General features: G+C 69.3%; 19 protein-coding genes. 8 read left to right on the top strand and 11 right to left on the bottom strand.

Annotation, left to right across the window (positions count from 1 at the left end; genetic code table 11):
* Nucleotides 1-37: 37 nt before the first annotated feature.
* Nucleotides 38-2,983 carry a bifunctional diguanylate cyclase/phosphodiesterase gene (locus GST15_RS08750; RefSeq protein WP_233263117.1) on the top strand — a complete coding sequence of 982 codons (2,946 nt, stop codon included), beginning with the start codon at nt 38-40 and terminating at the stop codon, nt 2,981-2,983.
* A 68-nt stretch (nt 2,984-3,051) separates the two neighbouring features.
* Here GST15_RS08750 and GST15_RS08755 read toward each other — a convergent pair whose 3' ends face one another.
* A complete protein-coding gene (locus GST15_RS08755; protein ID WP_159016861.1) occupies nt 3,052-4,950 on the bottom strand; it encodes a M61 family metallopeptidase in 1,899 nt (632 codons plus the stop codon).
* A 196-nt stretch (nt 4,951-5,146) separates the two neighbouring features.
* On the opposite strand from GST15_RS08755, the gene GST15_RS08760 reads away from it, so the two are divergent.
* Together GST15_RS08760 and GST15_RS08765 are read left to right on the top strand one after the other, a co-directional pair.
* Nucleotides 5,147-6,562: an MBOAT family O-acyltransferase gene (locus GST15_RS08760; protein WP_159016862.1), complete on the top strand. Its 1,416-nt coding sequence runs from the start codon at nt 5,147-5,149 to the stop codon at nt 6,560-6,562.
* A gap of 16 nt (nt 6,563-6,578) precedes the next feature.
* On the top strand, nt 6,579-7,781 hold the full coding sequence (locus tag GST15_RS08765) for a hypothetical protein (RefSeq protein WP_233263118.1): 1,203 nt from the start codon (nt 6,579-6,581) through the stop codon (nt 7,779-7,781).
* Here the strand turns inward: GST15_RS08765 and GST15_RS08770 are convergent.
* From GST15_RS08770 to scpC, 4 genes are read right to left on the bottom strand one after another with little or no spacing between them, the layout of a single operon-like run.
* Entirely contained in the window at nt 7,765-8,355 is a 591-nt protein-coding gene (locus GST15_RS08770; RefSeq protein WP_425482226.1) for a DUF938 domain-containing protein, read from the bottom strand. The two genes, GST15_RS08765 and GST15_RS08770, sit on opposite strands and share 17 nt — an antisense overlap.
* The gene (locus GST15_RS08775) at nt 8,355-9,209 is read right to left on the bottom strand and encodes an NYN domain-containing protein (protein ID WP_159016864.1); all 855 of its coding nucleotides are present in this window, start codon (nt 9,207-9,209) and stop codon (nt 8,355-8,357) included. Before GST15_RS08775 ends, GST15_RS08770 begins: the two co-directional genes overlap by 1 nt.
* Nucleotides 9,210-9,268: 59 nt before the next feature.
* Nucleotides 9,269-10,951, bottom strand: coding sequence for an NAD(P)/FAD-dependent oxidoreductase (locus GST15_RS08780; protein WP_159016865.1), 1,683 nt, complete (start codon nt 10,949-10,951; stop codon nt 9,269-9,271).
* 28 nt (nt 10,952-10,979) lie between these two features.
* Nucleotides 10,980-12,515, bottom strand: a complete 1,536-nt coding sequence (gene scpC / locus GST15_RS08785) for a succinyl-CoA:acetate CoA-transferase ScpC (protein WP_159016866.1) — start codon at nt 12,513-12,515, stop codon at nt 10,980-10,982.
* A gap of 104 nt (nt 12,516-12,619) precedes the next feature.
* On the opposite strand from scpC, the gene GST15_RS08790 reads away from it, so the two are divergent.
* A complete protein-coding gene (locus GST15_RS08790) occupies nt 12,620-13,135 on the top strand; it encodes a hypothetical protein (protein ID WP_159016867.1) in 516 nt (171 codons plus the stop codon).
* Between the two features lie 22 nt (nt 13,136-13,157).
* Here the strand turns inward: GST15_RS08790 and GST15_RS08795 are convergent, their stop codons facing one another.
* The 3 genes from GST15_RS08795 to GST15_RS08805 are packed head-to-tail and all read right to left on the bottom strand — an operon-like array spanning nt 13,158 to nt 17,496.
* A complete protein-coding gene (locus GST15_RS08795) occupies nt 13,158-14,354 on the bottom strand; it encodes an efflux RND transporter periplasmic adaptor subunit (RefSeq protein WP_159016868.1) in 1,197 nt (398 codons plus the stop codon).
* A gap of 8 nt (nt 14,355-14,362) precedes the next feature.
* The gene (locus GST15_RS08800) at nt 14,363-16,720 is read right to left on the bottom strand and encodes an ABC transporter permease (RefSeq protein ID WP_159016869.1); all 2,358 of its coding nucleotides are present in this window, start codon (nt 16,718-16,720) and stop codon (nt 14,363-14,365) included.
* Nucleotides 16,717-17,496 (bottom strand): ABC transporter ATP-binding protein, encoded by a 780-nt coding sequence (locus tag GST15_RS08805; protein ID WP_233263119.1) that lies wholly within the window; start codon nt 17,494-17,496, stop codon nt 16,717-16,719. Before GST15_RS08805 ends, GST15_RS08800 begins: the two co-directional genes overlap by 4 nt.
* 85 nt (nt 17,497-17,581) lie before the next feature.
* Here GST15_RS08805 and GST15_RS08810 point away from each other — a divergent pair, with 85 nt between their 5' ends.
* The 3 genes from GST15_RS08810 (at nt 17,582) to GST15_RS08820 (ending at nt 21,532) form a co-directional block, all read left to right on the top strand.
* On the top strand, nt 17,582-20,026 hold the full coding sequence (locus GST15_RS08810) for a DEAD/DEAH box helicase (RefSeq protein ID WP_159017131.1): 2,445 nt from the start codon (nt 17,582-17,584) through the stop codon (nt 20,024-20,026).
* 139 nt (nt 20,027-20,165) lie between these two features.
* On the top strand, nt 20,166-21,194 hold the full coding sequence (locus GST15_RS08815; protein WP_159016870.1) for a ribonuclease H-like domain-containing protein: 1,029 nt from the start codon (nt 20,166-20,168) through the stop codon (nt 21,192-21,194).
* A gap of 32 nt (nt 21,195-21,226) precedes the next feature.
* The gene (locus GST15_RS08820) at nt 21,227-21,532 is read left to right on the top strand and encodes an I78 family peptidase inhibitor (protein WP_159016871.1); all 306 of its coding nucleotides are present in this window, start codon (nt 21,227-21,229) and stop codon (nt 21,530-21,532) included.
* Between the two features lie 43 nt (nt 21,533-21,575).
* Here GST15_RS08820 and GST15_RS08825 read toward each other — a convergent pair whose 3' ends face one another.
* Together GST15_RS08825 and GST15_RS08830 are read right to left on the bottom strand one after the other, a co-directional pair.
* On the bottom strand, nt 21,576-21,809 hold the full coding sequence (locus tag GST15_RS08825) for a hypothetical protein (protein ID WP_159016872.1): 234 nt from the start codon (nt 21,807-21,809) through the stop codon (nt 21,576-21,578).
* A 67-nt stretch (nt 21,810-21,876) separates the two neighbouring features.
* A complete protein-coding gene (locus tag GST15_RS08830) occupies nt 21,877-22,662 on the bottom strand; it encodes a hypothetical protein (RefSeq protein WP_159016873.1) in 786 nt (261 codons plus the stop codon).
* Nucleotides 22,663-22,838: 176 nt separating this feature from the next.
* On the opposite strand from GST15_RS08830, the gene GST15_RS08835 reads away from it, so the two are divergent.
* Nucleotides 22,839-23,885, top strand: coding sequence for a magnesium transporter CorA family protein (locus tag GST15_RS08835; protein WP_233263139.1), 1,047 nt, complete (start codon nt 22,839-22,841; stop codon nt 23,883-23,885).
* 29 nt (nt 23,886-23,914) lie between these two features.
* Here GST15_RS08835 and GST15_RS08840 read toward each other — a convergent pair whose 3' ends face one another.
* The gene (locus GST15_RS08840; protein ID WP_159016875.1) at nt 23,915-25,171 is read right to left on the bottom strand and encodes a TCR/Tet family MFS transporter; all 1,257 of its coding nucleotides are present in this window, start codon (nt 25,169-25,171) and stop codon (nt 23,915-23,917) included.
* Nucleotides 25,172-25,250: the final 79 nt, after the last annotated feature.

Genomic DNA, 25,250 nt, shown 5'->3' on the forward strand with positions numbered 1-25,250 from the left:
AGAAGTCAATGCATTGGCCTGCGGGGGACGCTGCTGCTTGGACATCGCGCTGCCTGCAGTGGCCGTCGATACCGCGCCGGTGCCACCGTGGCTGGACCGGCTGGTGGCCGGCGGCACGCCCGCCGAGATCGCCGAGGTGCTGCTGCAACTAGTGCAGGCGCGACCGGAGTGTGCTGCGGCCAGCGTGCTGCTGTGGCTGGACGGGGAGCCCACGCCGATGCTGCTGGGCGCGTCCTGTCCGGATCCGGACGGCGGAATCCTGGCCCGCGCGGCACTGGCATCGGGCAGCCACGCCTGGGATGAAGACCACCTGCGCGTGGCCGTGCCGCTGGCGCCGCCGGTGCGGGCGGTACTGCTGGTGACGCTGATCCAGCCGCGCATCGGGCCGTCACTGCTGGCGGCGCTGGATCCGCCGTTGCGCGTCGCCGCGCCACTGCTGACGCGCGCGCTGAAATGGACCGACCTGGAAAGCGCCAACGCACGCCTGTCGCACTCCGAGCAATTGCAGCGCGCGCTGTTCGCGATTTCCGACCTGGCCGGCTCCGAGCGCGACATGCCGGACCTGTTGCGCGGCATCCACGCGATCGTCGGCTCGCTGATGTACGCCGAGAATTTCTTCATCGTGCTGCACGATGCCGAGCGCGACACCATCCGCTTCCTGTATTTCGCCGACGTCGAGGACACCACGCCGCGCGATCCGGCGCGCGAGATCCCGTTGGCCTCGCGCGAGCACACGCTGACCTGGTACGTGATCCGCGATGGCCTGCCGCTGATGGGCCGTACCAGCGAGCTGCAGCAACAGGTTTCGGGACCGTTGCTGGTCTATGGACCCGACAGTTACGACTGGCTGGGCGTGCCGATGCTGCGCGATGGCCAGGTGCGCGGCGCGCTGGTCGTGCAGAGCTATCGCGCCGACGTCTGTTACACACCCGCCGACCGCGCACTGCTGTCCTTTGTCGCCAGCCACATCCTGACCGCGCTGGACCGCAAGCTGGGCCAGGACGAACTCGAAAAGGTGGTGCGGCTGCGCACGCTGGAGCTGGCCGACGCCAACCGGGGACTGCAGCTGGAGATCCTCGAGCGCCAGCGCGCCGAGCGGCTGCAGGCGGCGCTGTTCCAGATCGCGCAGCTGGCCACGGCCGACATCAGCCAGGTCGCGTTCTACGAGCGCGTGCACGGGGTGGTTGGCCAACTGCTCAACGCGACGAATTTCTTCATCGCACTGCTGTCGGAGACCCGCGAGGCGCTCGAGTTCCCCTATTTCGTCGATGGGCAGGCGCGCGGCAATCCGGCGCGGCCGCTGGCGCGTGGATTGAGCGAATACGTGCTGCGGCATGGACAGCCCTTGCTGGGCGCAACCCGCGACATGGAGTTGCTCGCCGAGCGGGGCGAGGTCGAGTTGATCGGCGTGGGGCCGCCGGCCGTGTGCTGGCTCGGCGTGCCCTTGATCGTCGGCGACGAGGTGATCGGCCTGGTGGCGGTGCAGAGCTACACGCCATCGGTCGTGTATGGCGCCGCCGACCAGGAGCTGCTGAGCTTCGTCGGCTCGCAGATCGCCAACAGCCTCAATCGACGGCGTTCGGCGCTGATCCAGCAACGCGCCTTTGCCCAGCTCGAGCAGCGCGTGCAGGAACGCACGACCGAGCTGCGGCGCGAGATCGGCGAACGCGAGCGCATCCAGGAGCAGCTCAAGCACCAGGTGATGCACGACGCGCTGACCGGCCTGCCCAATCGCGGCTACCTGCGCGAACGGCTGGAACGCGTGCTCGGCCTGCTGCGGCGCGAGCCGACCCGCCATGCCGCGTTGCTGTACCTGGACGTCGATCGCTTCAAGGTGATCAACGACAGCCTGGGCCACCTGGCCGGCGACGCGATGCTCAAGGAAGTCGCGGCGCGGCTGCAGGCCTGCGTGCGCGATCCCGACCTGGTCGCGCGGCTGGCCGGCGACGAATTCGCCATCCTGCTGGAGGACGTGCCGCAGCCGGAAACGGCGATCAAGGTCGCCCAGCGCATCCTCGCCATGCTCGGCATGCCGATGCTCATCGCCGGCAAGGAAATCGAGCCATCGGCGAGCATCGGCATCGCCATCGCCGATGCCCATTACCAGCAATCGGACGAAGTGCTGCGCGATGCCGACGTCGCCCTGTACCGGGCCAAGGCGCAGGGACGCAAGCGTTTCGAGATGTTCGATGCCTCGCTGCAGAAGCGCGCGATCGACGTGCTGGCCATGGAGCACGACCTGCGCATGGCCCTGCACAACGACCAGTTCGAGCCCTATTTCCAGCCGATCCAGCACCTGGACTCGGGCGAGGTGATGGGCTACGAGGCCCTCATCCGCTGGAACCATCCCCAGCGCGGACTGCTGGGCCCCGGCGAGTTCCTCGAGATCGCCGAGGAGAGCGGCAGCATCGAGGCGATCGACTGGTGGATGTTCGAGCACAGCTGCACGCTCGCGGCGCGCGAGCTCAGCGGCGACAGCTACCTGACGATCAACGTATCGCCACTGCACTTCCGCCGACCCGACCTGTGCGAGCGCCTGCGCGAGATGCTGCGGCGTACCGGACTGCCGCCGTCACGGCTGGTGCTGGAAGTCACCGAAGGCTCGCTGCTCGACGATCCCGAAGGCGTACGCCGCATCCTGGCCACGCTGCGCGAGGATGGCGTCGGCGCCGCGCTGGATGATTTCGGCACCGGCTATTCGTCGCTCAGCTACCTGCACACCTTCCCGCTGCGCATCGTCAAGATCGATCGCAGTTTCGTCGCGCGGCTCGGCATCGCGGACGGCAACAGCGACGCGGTGGTGGTATCGATCCTCGCACTGGCGCGCGCGCTCGGGATCGAAGCGGTCGCCGAGGGCATCGAGACCGCGACCCAGCGCGACACCCTGCTGGCGATGGGCTGCCGTTACGGACAGGGCTACCTGCTCGGGCGCCCGGCGCCGATCGGCGCGTGGGGGAACAAGGGGAAACAGGGGTCAGAGTGAAGTTTCGTGCCCGTTATTGCCGGGACAACGGACGACGTCAGCACGAAACTTCACTCTGACCCCTGTTTTTATTTCCGCGCGGCGTAGATCGCGCCGAGGTGATCGGGCGTGCCCGCGATCCGCTGCAGGTGCGGATAGCGCAGCCCGTCGTGGTAATCCAGCGCGATCGTGCGATAGCGATCGAAGTCCTTCACCAATAGCGTGATCGGCGCGGTGCCGCCCTTGGCGGCCTTCACCGCATCCTCGAGCGTCACCTTTTTGTACTCGCGGCCGTCGACCGCCACCAGCTGCATGCCGCTACCGATGCCGGCGCGGAAGGCCGGGCCGTCCCAGCGCACCTCGCCCAGCTTGCCGTCCTTGTCCACGGTGAAGCCGAGCGAATACAGGAAGTCGGCACCGCCGCCTTCCTTTGCCGCCGCCTTGGCGTAGTCGTTGGGCTTGTCCAGGTACACCAGCTTCCAGCCGGCGGCGGCGATGCCACCGGTGATCGGCGTCGCGCCGTCCAGGCGCGCGCGCAGGAACGTCGCCCAGTCGTCGGCGACCACGCCATCCAGGGTGCGGACGACGTCATCGAACGTGTAGGGATGCACCGTCCAGCTGCCGTTGTCGACGCCGAAGAACGCACTGGCGAAATCATCCAGCGACTTCCGGCCGCCGGTCTTCGCGCGGATGCGTGCGTCGACCTCCAGCCAGATCATCTGTCCGCCGGAGTAGTAATCCTCGCTGAGCTGGAAGCCGCGGTAAGGCTTGGGCCGGCGCTGGGCGATGATCGGATCGTTGGTGGTGTCCTGCAGCGCGCGCCAGGTGAGCCCGGCGCGATTGTCGGTGTAGGCAGCCGCCACCAGCGCGAGCGCATCGCGCGACTGCTCGGCCGTGCGCAGGCCGGAACGTCCGGCCAGCACGTTGCCCCAGTACTGGGTCTGGCCCTCGTACACCCACAGCAGGCTGTCCTGCATCGGCACGTTGAAGTCGGGCGTGGTGAGGTCGGCGCCGCGGCGGAACTTGCCGTTCCACGAGTGCGTGTACTCGTGCGGCAGCAGGTCGCGTTCGCCGGCCTGGGTATCCCACTCGGTGAAATACCCGGTGCCGACGCCGTCCTCGCTGGAGCGGTGGTGCTCCAGTCCGTTGCCCGCCATCTGGTCGGACAGCGAGAACAGGAAGTCGTAATGGTCGTAGTGGTGCGAGCCGAACAGCTTGTAGGCCTGCTGCACCAGCTTGCGATGCGCGGCGATCTGTTCGGGCTTGGCCTCCAGGAAGCGCGGATCGTCGGCGAACACATCCATGTGCACCGGCACCTTCGCGCCCGGGTCCAGGTCGATGCGCTTGAAATACTGGCCGGCATAGATCGGCGAATCGATCAGCGTGTTGAACGCCACCGGGGCGTAGCGCACCGTGTCGCCGCTGCGCACCGCGCCATCGAGCGCGGTCGCCGCCTGCCACTGCGGTGGCAGCTTGACGCTGGGGACGACCGTGATCGCGCTGGCCGCGTGCCCGGCCGGATACAGGACGACCGTATTCCACTGCAGGTTGAGCATGGCCGGGGTCATCACCACCCGGCCCTGGCTGCGATCGGTGGGGCTCAGGAAGTCGAAGTCCACCTCGAGCGTGGTCGCGCCGGCTGGGATGTCGAGCCTGAAGGCATAGACGTCGAGCGGATCGCGCGTCCACGCCAGACGTTGCCCGTTGGCGGTGAACACGATCCCGGCGATCTTGTCGATCGGCCCGCTCGGCGAATGATGGCCAGGCAGCCAGCGTGGATACAGCAGCGTCAGCGGTCCGGGCTGCACCGGGATGCGCTCGTGGGCGCGGAAGATGCGATGCGAGAGATCGGTGGCGTCGATGTCCAGCGCCAGCGTCCCGGGATACGCCGCCGTATGCGGCGTGGCGTCCTGTGCATGGGTGGTGGCGGCGAGCAGCAACAGCGGCAAGGCGAGACGGACAGGCGACACCCCGGTCAAACGCGACATTCGGCACTCCAGCGACAGGCGATCGCCAAGCCTAGCGCGCCCTCGCGACGACGCATCCCCCAGATGGCATGGGCGCTGCCGATGCGATCACGTTTCCAGCCCTGCCACCGTCCATCGGCGCGTGGCCGGGTCGACCGCCACCGGGCGTTTGTCCCTGCATCCGCGCGTGACCGGCGGCCGCGCACCGGAGCGTCGCATGGTCTTCAATTCCCTTACGTTCGCGGTGTTCTTCGCCTGCGTGCTGGTGATGCACAACCTGCCGTTGGGCTGGACGACGAAGAAGGTCAACCTGCTCCTCGCCAGCTACCTGTTCTACGCGGCCTGGAACCCGCCGTTCGTCGCGCTGCTGTGGATCTCGACCGTCGTCGACTGGTACGCGGCGCAGAAGCTGGTGCATGCGCACAGGCAGAACATGCGTCGCGCATGGATGCTGCTGTCGGTGGTCGCCAACCTGGGCATGCTGGGTTACTTCAAGTACGGCAACTTCCTGCTCGACAACTTCAGCGCGTTCATGGCGACGCTGGGCGTGGCCTACACGCCGGCCAAGCAGTCGATCGTGCTGCCGGTCGGCATCTCGTTCTATACCTTCGCCACGATGTCCTACACGCTGGACGTCTACCTGCGACGCGCGAAGCCGGCGACCAGCTTCCTCGACTACGCGCTGTTCGTGACCTTCTTCCCGCACCTGGTCGCCGGGCCGATCATGCGGCCGACCGAGCTGGTGCCGCAGTTCGCGCAGCCGCATCGCGCCAGCGCCGACCAGCTGCGCTTCGGGCTGGCGCTGATGACGCTGGGCCTGTTCCAGAAGGTCGTGCTGGCCGACACCTTCCTGGCCGGCGCGGCGGAGATGGTCTACGACGGCCAGGGCGCACCCGGCGCGCTGGATGCGTGGATGGGGACGCTGGCGTTCAGCGGACAGATCTTCTGCGACTTCGCGGGTTATTCGACGACCGCCATCGGCGCGGCGATGTGCCTGGGCTTCGCCATGCCGGACAACTTCCGCTTCCCGTACGCAGCCGTGGGCTTCTCGGATTTCTGGCGACGCTGGCACATCACGCTGTCGGCGTGGCTGCGCGACTACCTCTATATCCCGCTGGGCGGCAACCGCCATGGCCAGGCACGCACCTACCTCGCGTTGATGGCGACGATGCTGCTCGGTGGGCTCTGGCACGGCGCCAGCTGGACCTTCGTGGTGTGGGGCGGCCTGCACGGCACCTACCTTGCCGGTGAGCGCGTGCTGCGGTCGCGCTTCGCCGGCTGGCGCCCGGGTCCGCTGTCGCTGGTCGGGCTGGGCCTGCTGACCTATGCGCTGATCAACGTCACCTGGGTGTTCTTCCGCGCGAAGACCTTCGAGCAGGCGTGGGTGGTGTTGCGCGGCATGTTCGGCGGCAACGCCGACGCCGTGCCGATCCTGCCAATGGCCTATCTGCTGCCGGTCGCGTTGATCGTCGGCGGACTGGTGTTCGCGCACTGGCAGATGCGCAACCGCACGCTCGAGTCGGTGGTCGCGCGCGTGCCCGCGGCGACGATCGCAGTCGCATGGGCGGTGATGGCGTTCTCGATCGTCATCGCACAGGGAGAGGGCAATGCCTTCATCTACTTCCAGTTCTGATGCCATGACGGCGGCCATGGCCGCCGTCGTCGCGCCGGATGCTGCGGCCATCGCCGATGGCGCGGCGTTCGAGCGTCCGGGCTTCGTGCGCCAGACCGCCTCCGACCGCCCCGGGGTGGCGCAGCCAGTCCCGGTGCGCGACATCCCCGTGCAGCCCTGGGGCCCGATCCTGCTGGCCGCGCTGGTGATGACCGCGCTGCTGCTCGGCGGCTGGGAGGCGTACTGGCGCGCATTCGGCGCCACCCCGGGCTACCGCAACAGCAACGGCGCCTGGGCCGAACAGCGCCGGCGCATCGACAGCGGCGAAGGCGGCAGGACCGTGCTGATCGGTTCCTCGCGCGTGTTGTTCGACGTGCAGTTGCCGGTCTGGGAACGCATCACCGGCGAGCGTCCGATCCAGCTCGCGATGGAAGGCACCTCGCCGGTGCCGGTGCTCGAGGACCTCGCCGCCGACCCGAACTTCACCGGGCGCCTGCTGGTCGGCGTCGCACCGGACATCTTCTTCACCGGCTTCGCCTATCGCGGCGACATCGTGCCGTTCTACCACCAGGAAGGGCCATCGAAACGCAGCGGGCACTGGCTGTCCAGGCACCTGCTGGAACCGCTGTTCGCCTTCGACGATCCCGACTTCGCGCTGGGCACGGTGGTGCGTCGCCAGGCATGGCCACCGCGCCCGGGTCTGGAGGACCACGTCTCCGTGCGCAAGCTGATGGTGATGCAGGAGCCGGATCGCAACGCGCACATGTGGCGCAAACTCGAGACCGATCCCGCGTACAGGGCGCTCGCGCGCAGCATCTGGGCGCAGCGCTTCAATGGTCCGCCGCCGCATGGCCTCGACACTCCGCAGAAACTGCAGGCGGCGATCGACACGCAGATCGCCAGGGCTGCCACCGCCATCGCCACCTTGCGCGCCCGAGGAGTGCAGGTCCTGTTCGTGCGACCGCCCAGCACCGGCCCGTATTACGCATTCGAGCAGCGCGTGCTGCCGCGCGCACGGACCTGGGACGTGCTGCTGCAGCGCACCGGCGCGCCGGGCATCCACTTCGAGGACTACCCGCAATTGCAGGGCTACACGCAGCCGGAGTGGTCGCACCTGTCGGCATCGGAGGCGATCCGGTTCACCAATGCGCTGGTGCCGATCATCCGGCGCGAGTACTGGCGCAAGCCCAAACCGGTCGTCGACACGATCCCGGCCGACGACATCAGCGCGCCCAGGTGAGGCAGCGGTTGTTGGCCGGCATCGCAACGTCGTCGACCAGTCGCAACCCGATGTTGCGCGCCAGCGCATCCGCCGCCGCGGCGTCGCGGATGCCCGAGCGCGGATCGCGCGCCTTGAGCCAGCGGTCGAACTCGCGGTTGCTGTCGCTGCTGTAGCGACCGTCGTCGTTGAATGGTCCGTACACCACCAGCACCGCGCTGTCGGCGAGCGCCGCATCGAGGCCGTCGAAGCACGCCTCCACCGCCGGCCATCCCATGATGTGCAGGGTGTTGGCGCTGAAGGCCGCATCGAAGCTGCGAGCAGGCCACGGCCCCGATTCGACATCCAGCATGATCGGCGCCGGCGTATTCACCAGCCCCGCCTCGTCCAGCCACATGCGGATCCCCGGCAGGTTCTCCGCCACGTCCGAACACTGCCAGGTCAGCCACGGCATCGCCGCGGCGAAGTGCACCGCGTGCTGCCCGGTCCCGCTGCCGATCTCCAGCACCTGCCGGCGGTCGGCGAAGCGCTGCCGCAGCACCGCGAGGATCGGGTCGCGATTGCGTTCGCAGGATGGCGAGAACGGCTTGTTGATCACGCGCCGGCCCGGTCCAGCGCGCGCACGTACAGCGTCCTGCTGCCACCGGCGCCGCCGCGCTCGTCGATGCCGAAGTGGCGCGCGTGCGCCTTGAACAGATCACTCAGCTTGCGGTGCCCGTACAGGCGCGGATCGAAGTCCGGCCGGATCTTGGTCAGGTAACTGCCGACCGCGCCCAGGTGTGCCCAGCCCTGCTCGTCGGACGCCTCCTCGATCGCGCGTCGCAGCAGTTCCAGCGGCAGCGGCAGCACGGCGGCTTTCGCCACGACGGGCGCTGCGGGTGTCGAAGGTGTCGGCGGCGCCTCCTGCTTGGCGCCAGCTGTCGTTTTCTTCGGGGCCTGCTTCGCCGGTCGCGCCTTGGCCGGCGCACCGGGCGCGACTTCCGCACGCAACACCTCGGTGTAGATGAACTTGTCGCAGGCCTGCACGAACGCGTCCGGCGTCTTGCGCTCGCCAAAACCATAGACGGTCAGGCCTTCCTCGCGCACGCGCTGCGCCAAGCGGGTGAAGTCGCTGTCGCTGGAGACCAGGCACATGCCGTCGAAGCGCCCGGTGTACATCAGGTCCATCGCATCGATGATCAATGAACTGTCGGTCGCGTTCTTGCCGCTGGTATAGGCGAACTGCTGCACCGGATTGATCGAATGCTCCAGCAGCTTCTGCTTCCACTGGGTCGCGCGCGTCGATGTAAAGTCGCCATAGATGCGCTTGACGCTGGCGACGCCGAACTTGGCGACCTCGGCCAGCAGGCCTTCGATCACCGAGGGCTGCGCATTGTCGGCATCGATCAACACCGCGAGCCGGCGCTGGCCGTCGTCGGGTTCGGGCCTGCCGTTGTTCCTGGGTTTCATGTCGACTCCATCCGATCAGCGATGGCGGCGATTGTGCACGCGGCCGCGCGCAGGCGCCGTCACCCGATCGCGTGCGCCTGGCCAGCCGCCACCAGTGACCGCGCCACCGCCTCGGCCATGCGGATGCCGTCCACGCCCGCCGAGAAGATGCCGCCGGCATAGCCCGCGCCTTCCCCGGCCGGGTACAGGCCGCGCGTATTGAGGCTCTGTCCGTCCTCCCCGCGGGTGATGCGCAGCGGCGACGAGGTGCGCGTCTCCACGCCGGTGAGCAGGGCGTCGTGCATGCCGAAGCCGCGGATCTGCCGGTCGAAGGCCGGCAAGGCCTCGCGGATGGCATCGATCGCGTAGCGCGGCAATGACGCATCGAGATTGCTTGGCCGCACCGCAGGCGTGTACGAAGGCTGCACCGCACCGAACTGCACGGACGCGCGGTTGGCGAGGAAGTCGCCGACCAGTTGCCCCGGCGCGGTGTAATCACCGCCGCCCAGCTCGAACGCCAGCGATTCCCAATGCCGCTGCAGGCCGATGCCGGCGAGCGGGCCATCGCCGTATCCGGCGTAATCCTCCGGCGTGATGCCGCAGACGATCGCCGCGTTCGCATTGCGCTCGTTGCGCGAGTACTGGCTCATGCCGTTGGTGACCACGCGCCCGGGCTCGCTCGCCGCCGCGACCACGGTGCCGCCGGGACACATGCAGAAGCTGTACACCGAGCGCCCGTTGCGGCAGTGATGCACCAGCTTGTAATCGGCCGCGCCCAGCAGCGGATGCCCGGCCTGTGGACCGAAGCGCGCCTGGTCGATCAGCGACTGCGGATGCTCGATGCGGAAGCCGATCGAGAACGGCTTCGCCTCCATGAACACCGCGCGATCGTGCAGCATCGTGAAGGTGTCGCGCGCGCTGTGTCCCAGTGCCAGCACCACATGGTCGGCGCGCAGCTGCGCGCCATCGGCCAGCACCACCCCGCGCACATGCCGCGTGCCGGCGGTGTCGCTCTCGACCAGCAGGTCGTCGACGCGCTGGCTGAAACGGATCTCGCCGCCCAGCGACTCGATCGTCGCGCGCATGTGCTCGACCATCGACACCAGCCGGAAGGTGCCGATGTGCGGCTTGCTGACGTACAGGATCTCCGCCGGCGCGCCGGCCGCGACGAATTCCGCCAGCACCTTGCGCCCGTGGTGGTGTTTGTCGCTGATCTGGCTGTAGAGCTTGCCGTCGGAAAAGGTGCCGGCGCCGCCCTCGCCGAACTGCACGTTCGATTCCGGGTTTAGGATTTTTTTCCGCCACAGGCCCCAGGTGTCCTTCGTGCGCTCGCGCACTTCCTTGCCGCGCTCCAGCACGAGCGGCCGGAAGCCCATCTGCGCCAGCACCAGCGCCGCGAACAAACCGCAGGGTCCCATCCCGATCACGATCGGGCGCAATGGCAGATGCTCCGGCGCACGCGCCACGAACCGGTAGGTCGTGTCCGGCGTCTTCATGACCTTGCCGCCATCGGCATCCCGCGCGAACTGCGCCACCTCCGCATCGAGTTGCAGGCGCCACAGGATGTCCGCCTCGCGCGGCGTGTCCACGTCCACCGAATAGATCCAGCTGATCGCGCCGCGCTTGCGTGCGTCATGGCTGCGCCGGGCGATGCTGTAGCCGGCCAGCTCGTCGGCATGGATCCCCAGCCGCGCGACGATCGCCGCGGGCAGCGCGGCGGCGTCGTGGTCGAGGGGAAGCTTGATGTCGGTGAGTCGGAGCATGGCCACGTCGCGGCTGGGGCGGTCGATTCTACCGACCGCCCACCGCCCCCATGGGGCCGCGCATGCTGCCCGTCTGGATGAAACGCTCGTGCCAGCTGAGCGCTTCGGTCAGCAGGTGCGGCGTGTGCTTGCCATAGCTCGCCCGGCAGGCGCGATCGAAGTAGTCCTGCAGCAGCGGCCTGTAGTCGGGATGCGCGCAGTGGGCGATGACCTGCCGGGCGCGCTGCTTGGGTGAGAGCCCGCGCAGGTCGGCCAGGCCCTGCTCGGTGACCAGGACCATGACGTCGTGCTCGGTGTGGTCGACGTGGCTGGCCATCGGCACCAGCGACGACACGGCGCCGCCCTTGGCCGTGCTGGGCGCCATGAAGACCGACAGATAGGCGTTGCGCGCGAAGTCACCGCTGCCGCCGATGCCGTTCATGATGCGGCTGCCCGCGATGTGGCTGGAGTTGACGTTGCCGTAGAGGTCGGCCTCGATCATGCCGTTCATGGCGATGCAGCCCAGGCGGCGGATCAGTTCGGGATGGTTGGAAATCTCCTGCGGTCGCAGCACGATGCGCTCGCGGTAGAAGTCGACGTTGGCGTTGAATTCGGCGAGCGCCGCTTCGCTGAGCGAGAACGATGTCGCCGACGCGCTGCGCAGCACGCCCTGTTTGAGCAGCGCGAGCATGCCGTCCTGGATGACCTCGGTGAAGGCGCTCAGCCCGCGGTAACCGCTGTCGGCCAGCCCCGCGAGCACGGCATTGGCGATGTTGCCGACGCCCGACTGCAGCGGCAGCAGTTGCGCGGTGAGGCGGCCGCGCTGGACCTCGTGCGCGAGGAACTCGAGCAGGTGGCCGGCGATCCGGCGCGAAGTGTCGTCGGGAGGATTGAAGACGGTGTGGCGGTCCGGCGCATGGGTCTCGACCACGGCGACGACCTTGGCGGGATCGCAGCGCAGGGTCGGCTCGCCGATACGGTCGTCCGGCCGCAGCAGCGGGATCGGCACGCGGTGCGGCGGCAGCGCGGTGCCGTAGTAGATGTCGTGCATGCCCTGCAGCGCCGCCGGCTGCCAGTGGTTGACTTCGAGGATGACCTTGCTCGCGCGGTCCAGCCAGGTCTTGTTGTTGCCGACCGACGACGCCGGCACCAGGCTGCCGTCCTCCAGGATGGCCGTCACTTCCACCAGCGCGATCTCGACGTCGCCAAAGAATCCGAACCAGGTGTCCTGCGCGACCTGGCTGATGTGCAGGTCGATGTACTCCAGCTCGCCGGCGTTGATGCAGTCGCGCACGGTCGGATCGGACTGGTAGGGCAGCCGCAGTTGCATGCCGCGTGCGCGTGCGAGCACGCCATCAAGTTCCGGTGCGGTCGACGCGCCGGTGAGCACCTGCACCTGGAAGGCCTCGCCGGCGGCGTGCGCGCGCTCGATGCGCGCGGCCAGCGCCCGTGGCACGGCCTTGGGGTAGCCGGAACCGGTGAAGCCGCTCATGGCGATCGTGTCGCCGGGCCGGATCAGCGCCGCCGCGGCGTCGGCCGACATCAGGCGCTCGCGCAGGCTGGCGTTGTGGATGCGGTCGGACATGTGGCCTCGTTGGTGCCGGGACGTCGTCAGTCTAGGCCGGCCGGCGGGCGCCACTGCCGTGTGGCACGACGCCCGCGCGACACATCCGGCGGCATGCTGTCGCCATGTCGAAGGCCTCCACACCCCGGCTCAGCCCGCAGCACACGCTGGTCCTGCCGATCCCGCCGCGCGCGTGGCCACCGCCACCGCAGGCGGTGACACTCGACGGCCTGGTGTTCGTCCCGAAGCGCGAGCTGCACATCACGCTGATCGGATCGGTGCTGGGGCGTGAATTGCGCGCGGCCGTTGCCGGACCGCTCGACGCCGCCATCGCCGCCGCGCTCGCTGCGCAGGATTGGCGCTTCGCGCGCAGCGGTCGACTGCTGCGCCTGCAGAAGTCGATCGACGACGATGGATCGACGCAGACGGTCGGATCGATCATCGAGCTGGTCGACCTGCCGGCGATGGCACCCTTCCACGCCGCGCTGTCGCGCCTGCTCGGCCGTCCGCTGCCGGTGCCGCCCGCGCACGTGACGCTGTACACGCAGGGCTCCGCGAAGGGCATCAGCGTGCCCGGTGCTGCGGACCTGCAGCGCTTGACCGTGCGCGCGGTCGCGGCGGCGGAGCTGCAGGCGTCGTAGGACGACATCACGCCGCGCCACGTCAGCGCAGCCGCACGCGGTCGCCATCCGCAAGCGCGCGATCCGGGTGGACGATGACTGCATCGCCGGCGGAGAGTCCCTGGATCACCTGCGCGAAGCCGCCACCCTGCACGCCGACCGTCAACGGCGTCAGCACGGAGCGGCCGCCGACCATGCGGAACACGGCGTCGCCGCCGGCATGGCGGAACACCGCACTGGCCGGCACGCGCAGGGCGTCGTCGACCGCGCGCAGCTCGAAGCGCGCATTGACGCGATAGGCCTCGCCCAGCCGCGCCCAGTCCGCACGCGGGCTGGTGAGTACGACGATGACCCAGACGCGTTGTTCCTCCACGCCCAGTGCCGACACCTTGGTGAAGCCGCCCGGTTCGATGCGCTGCACGCGTCCTGCCAGCGGTCGCGTCTCGCCCCAGCGCAGCAGCGTGACGGGCATGCCGGGTCGCAGGCGCACCGCATCGGTGGAGAGCACGTCCACTTCGACCTCCAGCCCCTGCGGGTCGCCAACCTCGAGCAGCGCCTCGCCCGGCTGCACCGGTTTCGCGCTCTCGTAGTGGCGACGCAACACGACGCCGTCCGCCGGCGCGGTCAATTCCAGCGCGGCGTCCTTGCCGTCGTCGCGACTGCCGACGCGCAGCACCGCCTGCGCGGCCTGCAGTTCGTGTTCGACGGTGGCGACCAGCGCATGCGCGCTGGCGGCCTCGCGTGCGGCACGCTGGCGCGCGGTCGCGGCGCGCTCGGCGGATTCGGCGGCGACGAGGCGATCGGCCGCGAGTGTCTTCAGCCGTGCGGATTCGGCAGCGGCCTGGCGGGAAGCGGCATCGGCTGCGCGCGCATCCTCGCGTGCCGCGGTCAACCGGTCTTCGGCGGCATCGATGCGCGAGCGGGCTTCGGCGCGCGCGCGCGCATCGAGCGTGGGCGCGGCGCCGGGATCGAGCAGCACCAGCACCTGCCCCGCATGCACGCGATCGCCGGGCTGCAGCGCCAGCCGGCGCGCGGTGGCGGCGATCGGCGCGGTGATGACGTAGCGGTCGCGCACGCGCGTTCGGCCCTCGGCATCGATGGTCTCCGCCACGCGGCCACGGTCGACGCGAGCGGTGTCGACCAGCTGCGACTTCGGCCACAGCACCAGCGCGGCCAGCGCGGCGACGACGACGATCACCAGCAGGTAGCGGATCACGCGTGTCCGGTTCAATGCGGTCATGGTCGTCATCACTCCTTGGTCTTGAGCACGGACACGAGGTCCAGCCGGTCCAGCCGCCGCTTCACCAGCAGCCCGGAGAGCAGCGTCGCGGCCAGTATCACCAGTCCGGCGAAGGCGAATCCCGATGGCGAGATGCTCAGCGGCACGCGGTAGATCTCCGAGCGGAAGCCGAGCACCAGCAGCGCGGTCATGCCGTAGCCCAGCGCAAAGCCGGGCAGCAGCGCGAGCAGGCTCAGGGTTGCGAGTTCGCCCAGCAGCAGGCCGCGGACTTCCGCGCGGGTGTAGCCGAGCACGCGCAGGCTGGCGAGCTCGCGCCCGCGTTCGGCCAGGGTGATGCGTGCGGCGTTGTAGACCACGCCGACCGCGATGCTGCCGGCCAGCAGGGTCGCGACCAGGGTGAAGGTGACGATGCCCTTGGCCATGGTGTCGCGGAAGCTGCGCACCATCGCCGCGCGATCGGTGACCGCGATGATGCGCGGGCGTCCGCGCAGCGCCTGGATGACCTCGGCGCGCGCATCGGGCGCCACCGACAGCCACGCGCCGGTCACCGCGCCGTCTTCATGCAGCAGGCGGTTGACGACATCGCGGCGCGCATAGGCACCGACGCCCATGTATTCGCGCACGGTGCCGGCGACGGGGACGTCGATGCGGCGGCGTGCGCCTTCGAGGAATTCGACGTCGAGCCTGTCGCCCGCGCGGACGTGGAGCATGTCGGCGAGGTAATCGGTCAGCAGCAGGCCGTCCGCCGGCAGCGCCGCCGGCTGCAGGCGCGCATCGAGCACGCGCTTGAGGTCGCCGCCGGGCGTCAGTCCCTGCAACGCGGTGCGGTATTCGCGGTGGCCGTGGCGGAGCAGCACGCCGGCGACGCGGTAGGGCTCGACCGCGCGCACGCCGGGCAGAGCCGCCAGCTCGTCGATCGCGCGCGCCGACGTGGGCTCGGCGAAGGTCACCGCGAGGTCGTCGCGCTGGGCGAAGCCGAACTGCACGTCGATCATCCGTTCGATGGCGCCGGCCTGCGAGCGCGACATCACCAGGATGCCGCAGGCCAGGCCGATCCCGATCACCGACATGACCGAGCGCAGCGGGCGGCGCTCCAGGTTGCGCAGCACCATGCGCGCGGCGGGATCGAGCAGTCCGCCCAGTCCGAGCCGCTCGAGCAGGGTGCGCCGGTACACCGCGGGGGACTCCGGCCGCATCGCTTCGGCCGGCTGCAGCGCGAAGGCGCGACGCAATCCGGTGACGGTGCCGAGCGCGGCGGCGGCCAGTGCGAACGCGAACGCCAGCGCCACCACCGACGGCGGGACCGACCAGACCAGGAAGGGAAACCGGTAGAAGTCCATGTACAGGTCGGCCACGCGCCGTCCCATCCACGCACCCAGGGCGAGCCCCGGCAGCACGCCGACGCCGACCATCATCAGCACCAGCTGCGCGTAGTGCACGCCGACTTCCCAGCGGCTGTAGCCGAAGGCCTTGAGCACCGCGATCTGCTCGCGCTGGGTGCTCACCAGCCGGCCGACGACCACGTTGAGCAGGAAGGCCGACACGCCGAGGTAGATCGCGGTGAACAGCCGCGTCATCACCTGCAGCTGCTTGAGTTCCTCGTCCAGGAAGCGGTGCGACTGCTGCAGTTCGCGTCCGTACGCGCCGACACCGCCGTAGGGCGCGAGCAGCGTGTCGAGCGCGTCGATGACGTCATCCTGGCGTGCGTTGGGCTGCAGCGTGAGCACCAGGTCGTTGAAGGCACCGTCGAGGTCGAAGGCGCGCGACAGCGGTGCGCGCGCCATCCACAGCACGCCGAAGCGTTCGAAATCCGGGAACACGTCGCCTGGTCGGATCTGGTAGACGAACTCCGGCGACAAGCCAATCCCACTGATGCGCAGCGATTGCCGGCGTCCATTGAGGATGGCCGTGATCGTATCCCCGGGCACCAGCGCGTGCGCCTGCGCGAACGGCTCGCCGACCACGACCTCGTCGTCGGCCACCGGCAGCCGCCCCTGGCGCAGGTACAGGCGATTGAGGCCGGCATCGCCAGCGTCGGGCAGCGACATGATCTCGCCGGTCATCGGTTCGCCGTAGCCGTCCAGCTCGAGGTTGACCATGCCGACGATGCGCGCCTGCGCATCGCGCACGCCGGGCAGCGCCCGCACGGCATCGAGCAGCGGCAGGGGTGCGCGCTTGGCCTGCGCGAACACATCGGCGAAGCGGTAGTCGGCATAGAACAGCGCGCGCGTCTGCGACAGCGCGTTGTAGTTGCTCAGCGCCATGACCAGCATGCCGATGCCGCCGGCCATCACCATCGCGATCGCGATCGCCTGCCCGCGCAGCTGGCGGAACTCGCGCAGCAACTTGTGGTGCAGCGCGCTCACCAGCGCAGCCCCGATGCCGGCAGGCGCACGGCGTTGCGCTCTTCGCTGGCGATGCGGCCGTCGCGAAGGGTCAGCACGCGATCGCCCATGCCGGCGATCACCGCGTTGTGGGTGATCACCACCGTCAGCGCGCCGGTTTCGCGATTGGTGCGTTCCAGCGCCTGCAGCACCAGCACGCCGGTCTGCGAATCCAGCGCGCCGGTGGGCTCGTCGCACAGCAGCACGTCCGGCCGCTTGGCGATGGCGCGCGCGATCGCGACGCGCTGCTGTTCGCCACCGGACATCTGCGCCGGGAAATGGTCCAGGCGCGTGTCCAGGCCGACCAGCGCCAGCGCCTGTTCCGGCGCCATCGGCGATGTCGCAATGTCGGTGACCAGCGCGACGTTCTCGCGCGCGGTGAGGCTGGGGATCAGGTTGTAGAACTGGAACACGAAGCCGACGTGCTCGCGGCGGAAGTGGGTCAGTGCCGTGTCGCCGGCGCCGGTGAGCGGATGGCCGCGGCATTCGACGACGCCGGCCGTGGGCGCGTCCAGCCCGCCGAGGATGTTGAGCAGGGTCGACTTGCCGCTGCCCGACGCGCCCAGCAGCACCACGAATTCGCCGGCGAACAGGTCCAGGTCGACGCCGCGCAGCGCATGTACTTCCACTTCGCCCATGCGATAGACCTTGGTCAGGCCGCGTGCGCGGAACACGGGCTGCGCGGACTCGTTCCGGGCGTCGGGGAGCGGCATGGCGCGACTGTAGACGCTGCCCGTGAGCACCGGCTTGATCCGCATCAGCTTCCCGGCCCGGGCGGGCCGCGCCGCCGGACGCCGGGTCGCAGGGCCTGCGATGTCGAACCGGCCCACTGCGCGCTCACGCATGGGGAAGTCCGGATACGCACTGGCGCGGCGCGGGCACGACGAGGACCGGGCCCTGTCCGTACACGAGGACGGTCCCCGGCGCGGCAATGGGGCATCGCTCACGCGGGCATTGGCGCGTCGCTACGGCGACCGCATCACCGGCAGCTTCACCATCCCCGGTCGCGAGGGCGACTACGCGCCGATCCCGGACGACGTCCCACCCGCGTTGCGGCGCGCACTGGCGGCGCGCGGCATCGACCGGCTGTACCGACACCAGGCCGAAGCCTGGGCTGCGGCGCAGCGCGGCGAGCACGTCGCCATCGTCACCCCGACCGCCTCGGGCAAGTCGCTGTGCTACACGCTGCCGGTGTTGGCCGCGGCGATGACCGGACGGGCGAAGGCGCTGTACCTGTTTCCGACCAAGGCACTGGCGCAGGACCAGGTCGCCGAACTGCTGGAGCTCAATCGCGCCGGCGAGCTCGGGGTGAAGGCGTTCACCTTCGATGGCGACACGCCCGGCGATGCACGCCAGGCGATCCGCCTGCACGGCGACATCGTCGTCTCCAATCCCGACATGCTGCACCAGGCGATCCTGCCGCACCACACCAAGTGGGCGCAGTTCTTCGAGAACCTGCGCTATGTCGTCATCGACGAGATCCACAGCTACCGCGGCGTGTTCGGCAGCCATGTCACCAACGTGCTGCGCCGGCTCAAGCGGATCTGCGCGTTCTACGGCGTGCGCCCGCAGTTCATCCTGTGCTCGGCGACGATCGGCAATCCGCGCGAACACGCGCAGGCGCTGATCGAGGATCGCGTGCACGCCATCACCGAGTCCGGCGCGCCAACCGGCGACAAGCACGTGCTGCTGTGGAACCCGCCGGTGGTCAATGCCGACCTCGGCCTGCGCGCGTCGGCGCGCTCGCAGAGCAACCGCATCGCGCGCATCGCGATCAAGTCGGGCCTCAAGACACTGGTGTTCGCGCAGACGCGGCTGATGGTCGAGGTGCTGACCAAATACCTGAAGGACGTGTTCGACCACGATCCGCGCAAGCCGCCGCGCATCCGCGCCTATCGCGGTGGTTACCTGCCCACCGAGCGGCGCGCCGCCGAGCGCGACATGCGCGACGGCCGCATCGACGGGATCATCAGCACCTCCGCGCTGGAGCTCGGCGTCGACATCGGCAGCCTCGACGTCGTCGTGCTCAACGGCTATCCGGGCACGGTCGCGGCGACATGGCAGCGCTTCGGTCGCGCCGGCCGCCGGCAGCAGCCGTCGCTGGGCGTGCTGGTCGCCAATTCGCAACCACTCGACCAGTACGTGGTGCGGCATCCGGATTTCTTCGCCGACGCGCCGCCCGAGCACGCGCGCACCGCGCCGGACCAGCCGCTGATCCTGTTCGACCACATCCGCTGCGCGGCCTTCGAGCTGCCGTTCAGCATGCACGAGCTGTTCGGCCCGATCGAGCCCGAGGTGTACCTGGCAGCGCTCGCCGAGACCGAGGTCGTGCACCGCGAAGGCGAGCGCTGGGAATGGATCGCCGACAGCTATCCGGCCAACGCGGTATCGCTGCGCTCGGTCGCCGACGGCAACTTCGTCGTGGTCGACCGCAGCAACGGCAAGCAGGTGATCATCGCCGAGGTGGACTATTCCGCCGCCGCGCTGACGCTGTACGAAGGCGCGATCCACATGGTGCAGTCCACGCCCTACCAGGTCGAGCATCTCGACTGGGACGGACGCAAGGCCTACGTCACGCGCACGCACGTCGACTACTACACCGACTCGATCGACTACACGAAGCTCAAGGTGCTCGAGCGCTTCGATGGCTGCGCGGCCGGGCACGGCGATGCCAACCACGGCGAAGTGCACGTCGTGCGCCGCGTCGCCGGCTATAAAAAGATCCGCTACTACACCCACGAGAACATCGGCTACGGCCCGGTCAATCTGCCCGACCAGGAACTGCACACCACCGCAGTGTGGTGGCAGTTGCCGCAGGCGGTGCTGCTGGCGTGGTTCGGCAATCGCCAGGATGCGCTCGACGGTTTCCTCGGTGCCGGCTACGCATTGCACATCGTCGCCACCGTCGCGGTGATGGCCGACCCGCGCGACCTGCAGAAGGCGATCGGCAACGGCGACGGCGCGTGGTTCGCGGCCAGCGACCAGGGCGGTCGCGGCTCGCTGAAAGGCGTCGAAGGCAAGGAGATCGCGTTGGCCGAGGTGCAGCAGTTCGTGCCGACGGTCTATCTGTACGACAACTTCCCCGGTGGCGTCGGCCTGAGCGAGCCGTTGTGGGCGCGCCAGGCGGAGCTGCTGCAGCGCGCGCTCGAACTGGTGCAGCGTTGCGATTGCACGTCCGGTTGCCCCGCCTGTGTCGGCCCGGTGCTGGCGGTCGATGAAGGCAAGGCGGAGGCGTCTCCGAAGGTGCTGGCGTTGCGGGTGCTGGGGCTGTTCCAGGAGGTCGCGTGAGCCGCGACGCACCCTGTGGGAGCGGCTTCAGCCGCGAGCTTTTCAGTTGCAGAGAATTTCCTCGCGCATTCGCGGCTGAAGCCGCTCCCACAGGCGCCACTGGGGCGCCGGTCGCGGCCGGTCGTTCGCGAATGGATGCATGAGCGTTTCCCTCGACAAGCTGCGCGCACTGCGCCGGCAGGCGGGCCACGCAGTGCCCGCCCCCATCGAAAACCGGCCGCCAGCAGCGTGCGATGCGCAACCGGTCGATCCGGCGTCTCCCGTCTCCCGCGCGCGGGAGACGGTGCCCGAAGGGCGGATGAGGGCCGCTTTTCCCGACGCAACGTCGCTTCCCGCCGCCAACGATCCGCTTCCCGCCGTCGACGCCATTGCCGCGCTGCGTCGCCTGCTCGGTGTGCGCGAGCGACGTCCGCTCGCCACGCCGCCGCGCATTCCCGTCGACCGCACCCTGCCCGGCGACGAGATCGCGCCCGGCTTGCGCCTGATCGTGTCGCGGATCCCGATCGCGGCGCCGCAGGCGTCGCTGCAGCTGGCCTTTGCCAGGCGCGAGGATCACGTCGATCCGCGCGCGCTGCTGTTCTTCGACACCGAGACGACGGGTCTGTCCGGCGGCACCGGCACGCGCGCCTTCATGATCGGCGCGGCCGACTGGCACCACGATCCGCTGCAGGGCGACGGCCTGCGCATCCGCCAGCTGCTGATCACCACGCTGGCCGCCGAGCCCGCGATGCTGCGGACGTTCGCCTCGTGGCTGGCGCCGCACACGGTGCTGTCCAGCTACAACGGCCGCTGCTACGACGCGCCGCTGCTGAAGACGCGCTACCGGCTGGCACGCCTGGGCGACCCGATCGGCGGCCTGGATCACGTCGACCTGCTGTTCCCGACCCGCCGGCGCTATCGCGGCAGCTGGGAGAACTGCCGGCTGGCGACGATCGAGCGCGAACTGCTGCGCATCGTGCGCGAGGACGACCTGCCGGGGTCGGAGGCGCCGGCGGCATGGTTGTCCTACCTGCGTGGCGGCGCCGCACGCAACCTGCGACGCGTCGCCGCGCACAACCACCAGGACGTGGTGACGCTGGCGCTGCTGCTGTTGCGCCTGCATGCGGTGCATGCGGCCGATACGCCGGCCGACGGCGGCGTTGACGCGACGGCAACGGACAGGGCCTGATGCTCGGGCTCCCATCGCCTGCTGGACCGCCCATGGCATTCGTGCGTTTCGCCTTCCCGGTCGCCCTGCTGCTGGCCCTGCCGGCCTGCGCCGGGACGCCGCCACGGCACAGCGATCCCATGCCACCGTCACGCATGACCTGCAACGCCGATGCGGCGCAATGGGCGATCGGCCAACAGGCGACGACGGATATCGTCGAGCGGATCCGCAGCGACAGCCGCAGCCGCGTCGTGCGCATGCTGCATCCGGGCCAGATGGTGACGATGGAATTCAGTGCCGAACGGGTGGATATCCGCGTGGACGGCAACAACGGCATCCTCGCGGTGACCTGCGGCTGATCGATCGCCGCTTCACGCACCACGCGGTGCGCGGCACACCGGGTCAGATGCGATCGTCGATGCCGACGATGCCCGACTGCTTGGCGCAGTGCGCGCAGCAATAGAACTTGCCGTCGTGCTCGGCGCCGTGGCCGATGATCCGGCAATGGCAGTGGCTGCAGGTCGGCGCCAGGGCGTGGATGGCGCATTCGAAGGAATCGAACGTGCCCGAGCCGGCCGGCGTTTTCACCGTGAAGCACTTGTCGTAGTCGTTGCCGCAGACATCGCATCGCGCCATGGCCTGGTCCTCGCTGGCAGTTGCCGCGAGTATCGGCATGCCGCTGGCCACGGCTGGTGAAACCGGGTCAGGCGCCGACGCGGCTGGCCTGGAGCAACAGCGTGGCCAGGGCGCGATCGCCATCGGCCAGCAACTTCGCCGGACTGAGCGCGAAGTGGCTGCGGACAACCGCTTCACCGATGCACCACTCGCGCTCCTCGTCGCTGAATGCGCGCGAGCCGCTGCTGACCTGCTGCAGCCTGGTCGTGCTCGGCGCGATCTCACCGGGCGCCTCCGGGCGCGCCTTCGGCAATCCGCCGCCGCGCTGGGCGGCCTCGACCAGCACGCGCAGGCGCCGCTGCGCCAGCTCGACCTCGCTGCCATGCGCGTCGGCACCGTCCAGCGCCACCGCCGCCGAGAGCGCCTGGCGCAGGGTCGCCAACTCGTCCTGCAGGTCCGCAAGACCGGCCTGCAACTCGCGGTGCGCGGTGGCGAGCGTCGCGGTCAATGCATCCTGCGCGGTGTCGCGCTCCGCCTGCAGCTGCCTGAGTCGTGCCTCCAGGCGGACCAGTTCGGCATTGGGATCGACGAGCGTGTCGGCCTGCAGGCGCTCACGCACCTCGCGCCCCAGTTCCGCGTACAGCTGCGGATGGGTGAAGTGCAGCTCGCGGGCCGCCTGCTGCCAGGCGTAGGCGACCTGCTGCGCGGAAAAGGTCTGCGGCGCGGCGGCGACTTCCTTCGGCGTGTCCTCGGCCTTGCTCATGCCGATGATGTTCTCGTCCATGCGCGCGCGCAGCGGGCTGTTCTCGAAGTGCGGATCCGCACGGCGCAGCGCGGCACGACAATCCAGCAACAGGTTGCGCAAGTCCTTCATGGTGACAATCCCTGTCGTCCTCCGGGACTGCTATCAGGCCACATCGGCGGTCGCTTGTCGCTGCCGCCGCGCAGACGCGCGACACGCCTGGCCGCCGGCCACGATTCACCCGACCTTCGCGCGATGGCCACCGATCATCGGTTGATGAGCTGCGCCATCACCACCCGTTGCATGCCATGGACACCGGCTTGCAGCCCGTGACCGCCGCCCCGCCCGCGGGCGGGGCCGGGTGGCTGCGCGTCACCCTGTACGACGCCGACGGCGCCGACCGCACGCTCGATGCCGATGCGATCGATGTCGCGTCCCTGTCCGAGCGGCAACTGTTGTGGATCGACGTCGACATCGGTGATGCGGAATCCATCGACGACACCACGGTCGCGCGCTGGTCAAACCTGGCACAGCGGCTCGATCTCGGCGCGGATGGCGCGCAGCTGCTGCGCGAGCTCAACGGCAGCGCGCGCCTGCAGAACTTCGGCGAGTGGTTCCTGGTGCAGGTGATCGCGGCGGAGCACAGCGGCGGGCTGAAATTCCGCGGGCGACGGCTGGCGATCATCTGCGGGGACAACCGCGTCGTCAGCATCCATCGCGGGCCGGTCGACTTCATCGAGCGCCTGCGCGAGCGCGAACGCGCGCAGACCCGCATCGGCAGCCTCAGCGCCGAGGGCTTCACCGCCTCGCTGCTGGACTGGATGGTCGAAAGCTACCTGCACGCGGTGTCGGATTTCGAGGCCGCGGTGGATCGCCTCGAGGTCACCGTGCTGGCACGCGCGGTCAATCCCGACAGCCTGCCGGAGCTGGCCCGGCTGCGACGCGGCGCCTCGCGCCTGCGGCGGATGCTGGCGCCGCACCGGCACGTGTTCGGCGCGCTGGCGCGGCCGGATTTCCGACCCGACGAGAGCGGCATCGCCGACCGCCAGTTCCGCGCGCTGGAGCAACGTTTCGAGCGGGCCATGGATGCGGTGGAAAACACCCGGGAGCTGGTGGTCGGCAGCTTCGAGCTGTTCACCACGCGCATCGCGCAGCGCACCAACGACACCATGCGCACGCTGACCTTCGCCACCGTCCTGCTCGGCTCGCTGGCAATGATCGCCGGCGCGCTGGGCATGAACTTCAAGGCGGGATTCTTCGACACTGCCGATGTCGGATTCTGGACCGCGATCGGCGCGATGGCGTCGATCGTGCTGGTCGCGGTCGGCATCGGGCGCTGGCGGCGCTGGTTCTAGGACGCTGTTTTCAGGAAGTGGGTGAGGCGTCAGCGCAGCGCTTCGAGCGGCTGCACGGGGGTGCTCGGTGCGCGCGCATAGCGCCACGCGATCAGCCAGCCGCAGCCCAGCAGCAGCGCCGCGATCAGGAACGGCGCGCCCGGAAGATGCAGTGGCGCACGATCGCCGATGAACAAGCCGAAGGAGCCGGCGAAGATCGCCGGGCCGATGATGCCGGCCAGGCTGACCAGACTCATCAACGCGCCCTGGATGCGTCCCTGCACGTCGCTGCCGACCTGGCGCGTGATCAGGGCCTGCGTCGATGGCGAGGCCAGTCCCCAGATCGCCGACACCGGGATGCCGAGCAGGAATACCCAGCCGCTGCCCGCGAACGCATAGATGCCGAATCCGACCACGCCGCAGGCCAGGCCCAGCAGCAGCGTGCGACGTTCGCCCAGCCGCGGCACGATCCGGCCGACCAGTCCGGCCTGCACGATCACGCTGCACACGCCCACCGCCGCCAGCACCCAGCCGACTTCGCGCGGGCCCCAGCCGTAGCGGTAGTCGGCGAACAGCACAAAGATGCTCGGGTAGACGTAATGCGCCAGGTTGGCCAGGAACACCACCGCCGCCAGCCCGAACACCTGCGGGTAGCGCCGCAGCAGCACCATCGAGCCCAGCGGATTGGCGTGCGACCAATCGAAGCTGCGCGCGCGTTTTTCCGGCGGCAGCGACTCGGGCAACACGAACAGGCCATAGCAGAAGTTCAGCAGCGCCAGCCCCGCGGCGAACCAGAACGGCAGCCGCAGCGAGATCGCGCCGAGCCAGCCGCCCAGCAGCGGACCGATGATGAAGCCCACCCCGAACGCCGCGCCGATCAGGCCGTAACTCTTCGCGCGCTTGTCGGCGCTGGTGATGTCGGCGACATAGGCATTGGCCGTGGTGAAACTCGCCGAGGTGATGCCGGAGATCACCCGGCCCACCAGCAGCCACGGCAATGCGTTCGCCAGCGCCATGAAGCAGAAATCCAGGCCCAGGCCCAGGCACGACAGCAGGATCACCGGACGTCGCCCGTAGCGATCGGACAGGGCGCCCTGCACCGGCGAGGAAAAGAACTGGATGCCCGCGAACACGGTGCCGAACACGCCGATCCAGTACGCCGCGTGCGCGGTGTTGCCACCGGTGAAATCCTCGATCAGGTGCGGCAGCACGGGAATGATCAGCCCGAACGACAGCACGTCGATCAGCACGGTGAAGAAGATGAAGACGAGCGCGGCGTTGCGCCCGCGCTGGACGGCAGTGTTCAAGATGCGTCCGCGGTCGACGGTGGGCCGCGCATTCTAGCCGGCGGGATGCTGTGGCTGCCGCCCGTCCCACGCCTGCCCG

Origin of the sequence: Cognatiluteimonas profundi (assembly GCF_009792795.1) — a bacterium.
Classification (GTDB): domain Bacteria; phylum Pseudomonadota; class Gammaproteobacteria; order Xanthomonadales; family Xanthomonadaceae; genus Cognatiluteimonas; species Cognatiluteimonas profundi.

Bases quoted from the DNA above. Each gene is read 5' to 3' on its own strand.
- GST15_RS08755 (WP_159016861.1), bottom strand. From the start codon at position 4,950: ATGTCGCGTTTGACCGGGGTGTCGCCTGTCCGTCTCGCCTTGCCGCTG.
- GST15_RS08760 (WP_159016862.1), top strand. From the start codon at position 5,147: ATGGTCTTCAATTCCCTTACGTTCGCGGTGTTCTTCGCCTGCGTGCTG.
- GST15_RS08765 (WP_233263118.1), top strand. From the start codon at position 6,579: ATGGCCGCCGTCGTCGCGCCGGATGCTGCGGCCATCGCCGATGGCGCG.
- GST15_RS08775 (WP_159016864.1), bottom strand. From the start codon at position 9,209: ATGAAACCCAGGAACAACGGCAGGCCCGAACCCGACGACGGCCAGCGC.
- GST15_RS08780 (WP_159016865.1), bottom strand. From the start codon at position 10,951: ATGCTCCGACTCACCGACATCAAGCTTCCCCTCGACCACGACGCCGCC.
- scpC (WP_159016866.1), bottom strand. From the start codon at position 12,515: ATGTCCGACCGCATCCACAACGCCAGCCTGCGCGAGCGCCTGATGTCG.
- GST15_RS08790 (WP_159016867.1), top strand. From the start codon at position 12,620: ATGTCGAAGGCCTCCACACCCCGGCTCAGCCCGCAGCACACGCTGGTC.
- GST15_RS08795 (WP_159016868.1), bottom strand. From the start codon at position 14,354: ATGACCGCATTGAACCGGACACGCGTGATCCGCTACCTGCTGGTGATC.
- GST15_RS08805 (WP_233263119.1), bottom strand. From the start codon at position 17,496: ATGCGGATCAAGCCGGTGCTCACGGGCAGCGTCTACAGTCGCGCCATG.
- GST15_RS08810 (WP_159017131.1), top strand. From the start codon at position 17,582: ATGGGGAAGTCCGGATACGCACTGGCGCGGCGCGGGCACGACGAGGAC.
- GST15_RS08815 (WP_159016870.1), top strand. From the start codon at position 20,166: ATGAGCGTTTCCCTCGACAAGCTGCGCGCACTGCGCCGGCAGGCGGGC.
- GST15_RS08820 (WP_159016871.1), top strand. From the start codon at position 21,227: ATGGCATTCGTGCGTTTCGCCTTCCCGGTCGCCCTGCTGCTGGCCCTG.
- GST15_RS08825 (WP_159016872.1), bottom strand. From the start codon at position 21,809: ATGGCGCGATGCGATGTCTGCGGCAACGACTACGACAAGTGCTTCACG.
- GST15_RS08830 (WP_159016873.1), bottom strand. From the start codon at position 22,662: ATGAAGGACTTGCGCAACCTGTTGCTGGATTGTCGTGCCGCGCTGCGC.
- GST15_RS08835 (WP_233263139.1), top strand. From the start codon at position 22,839: ATGGACACCGGCTTGCAGCCCGTGACCGCCGCCCCGCCCGCGGGCGGG.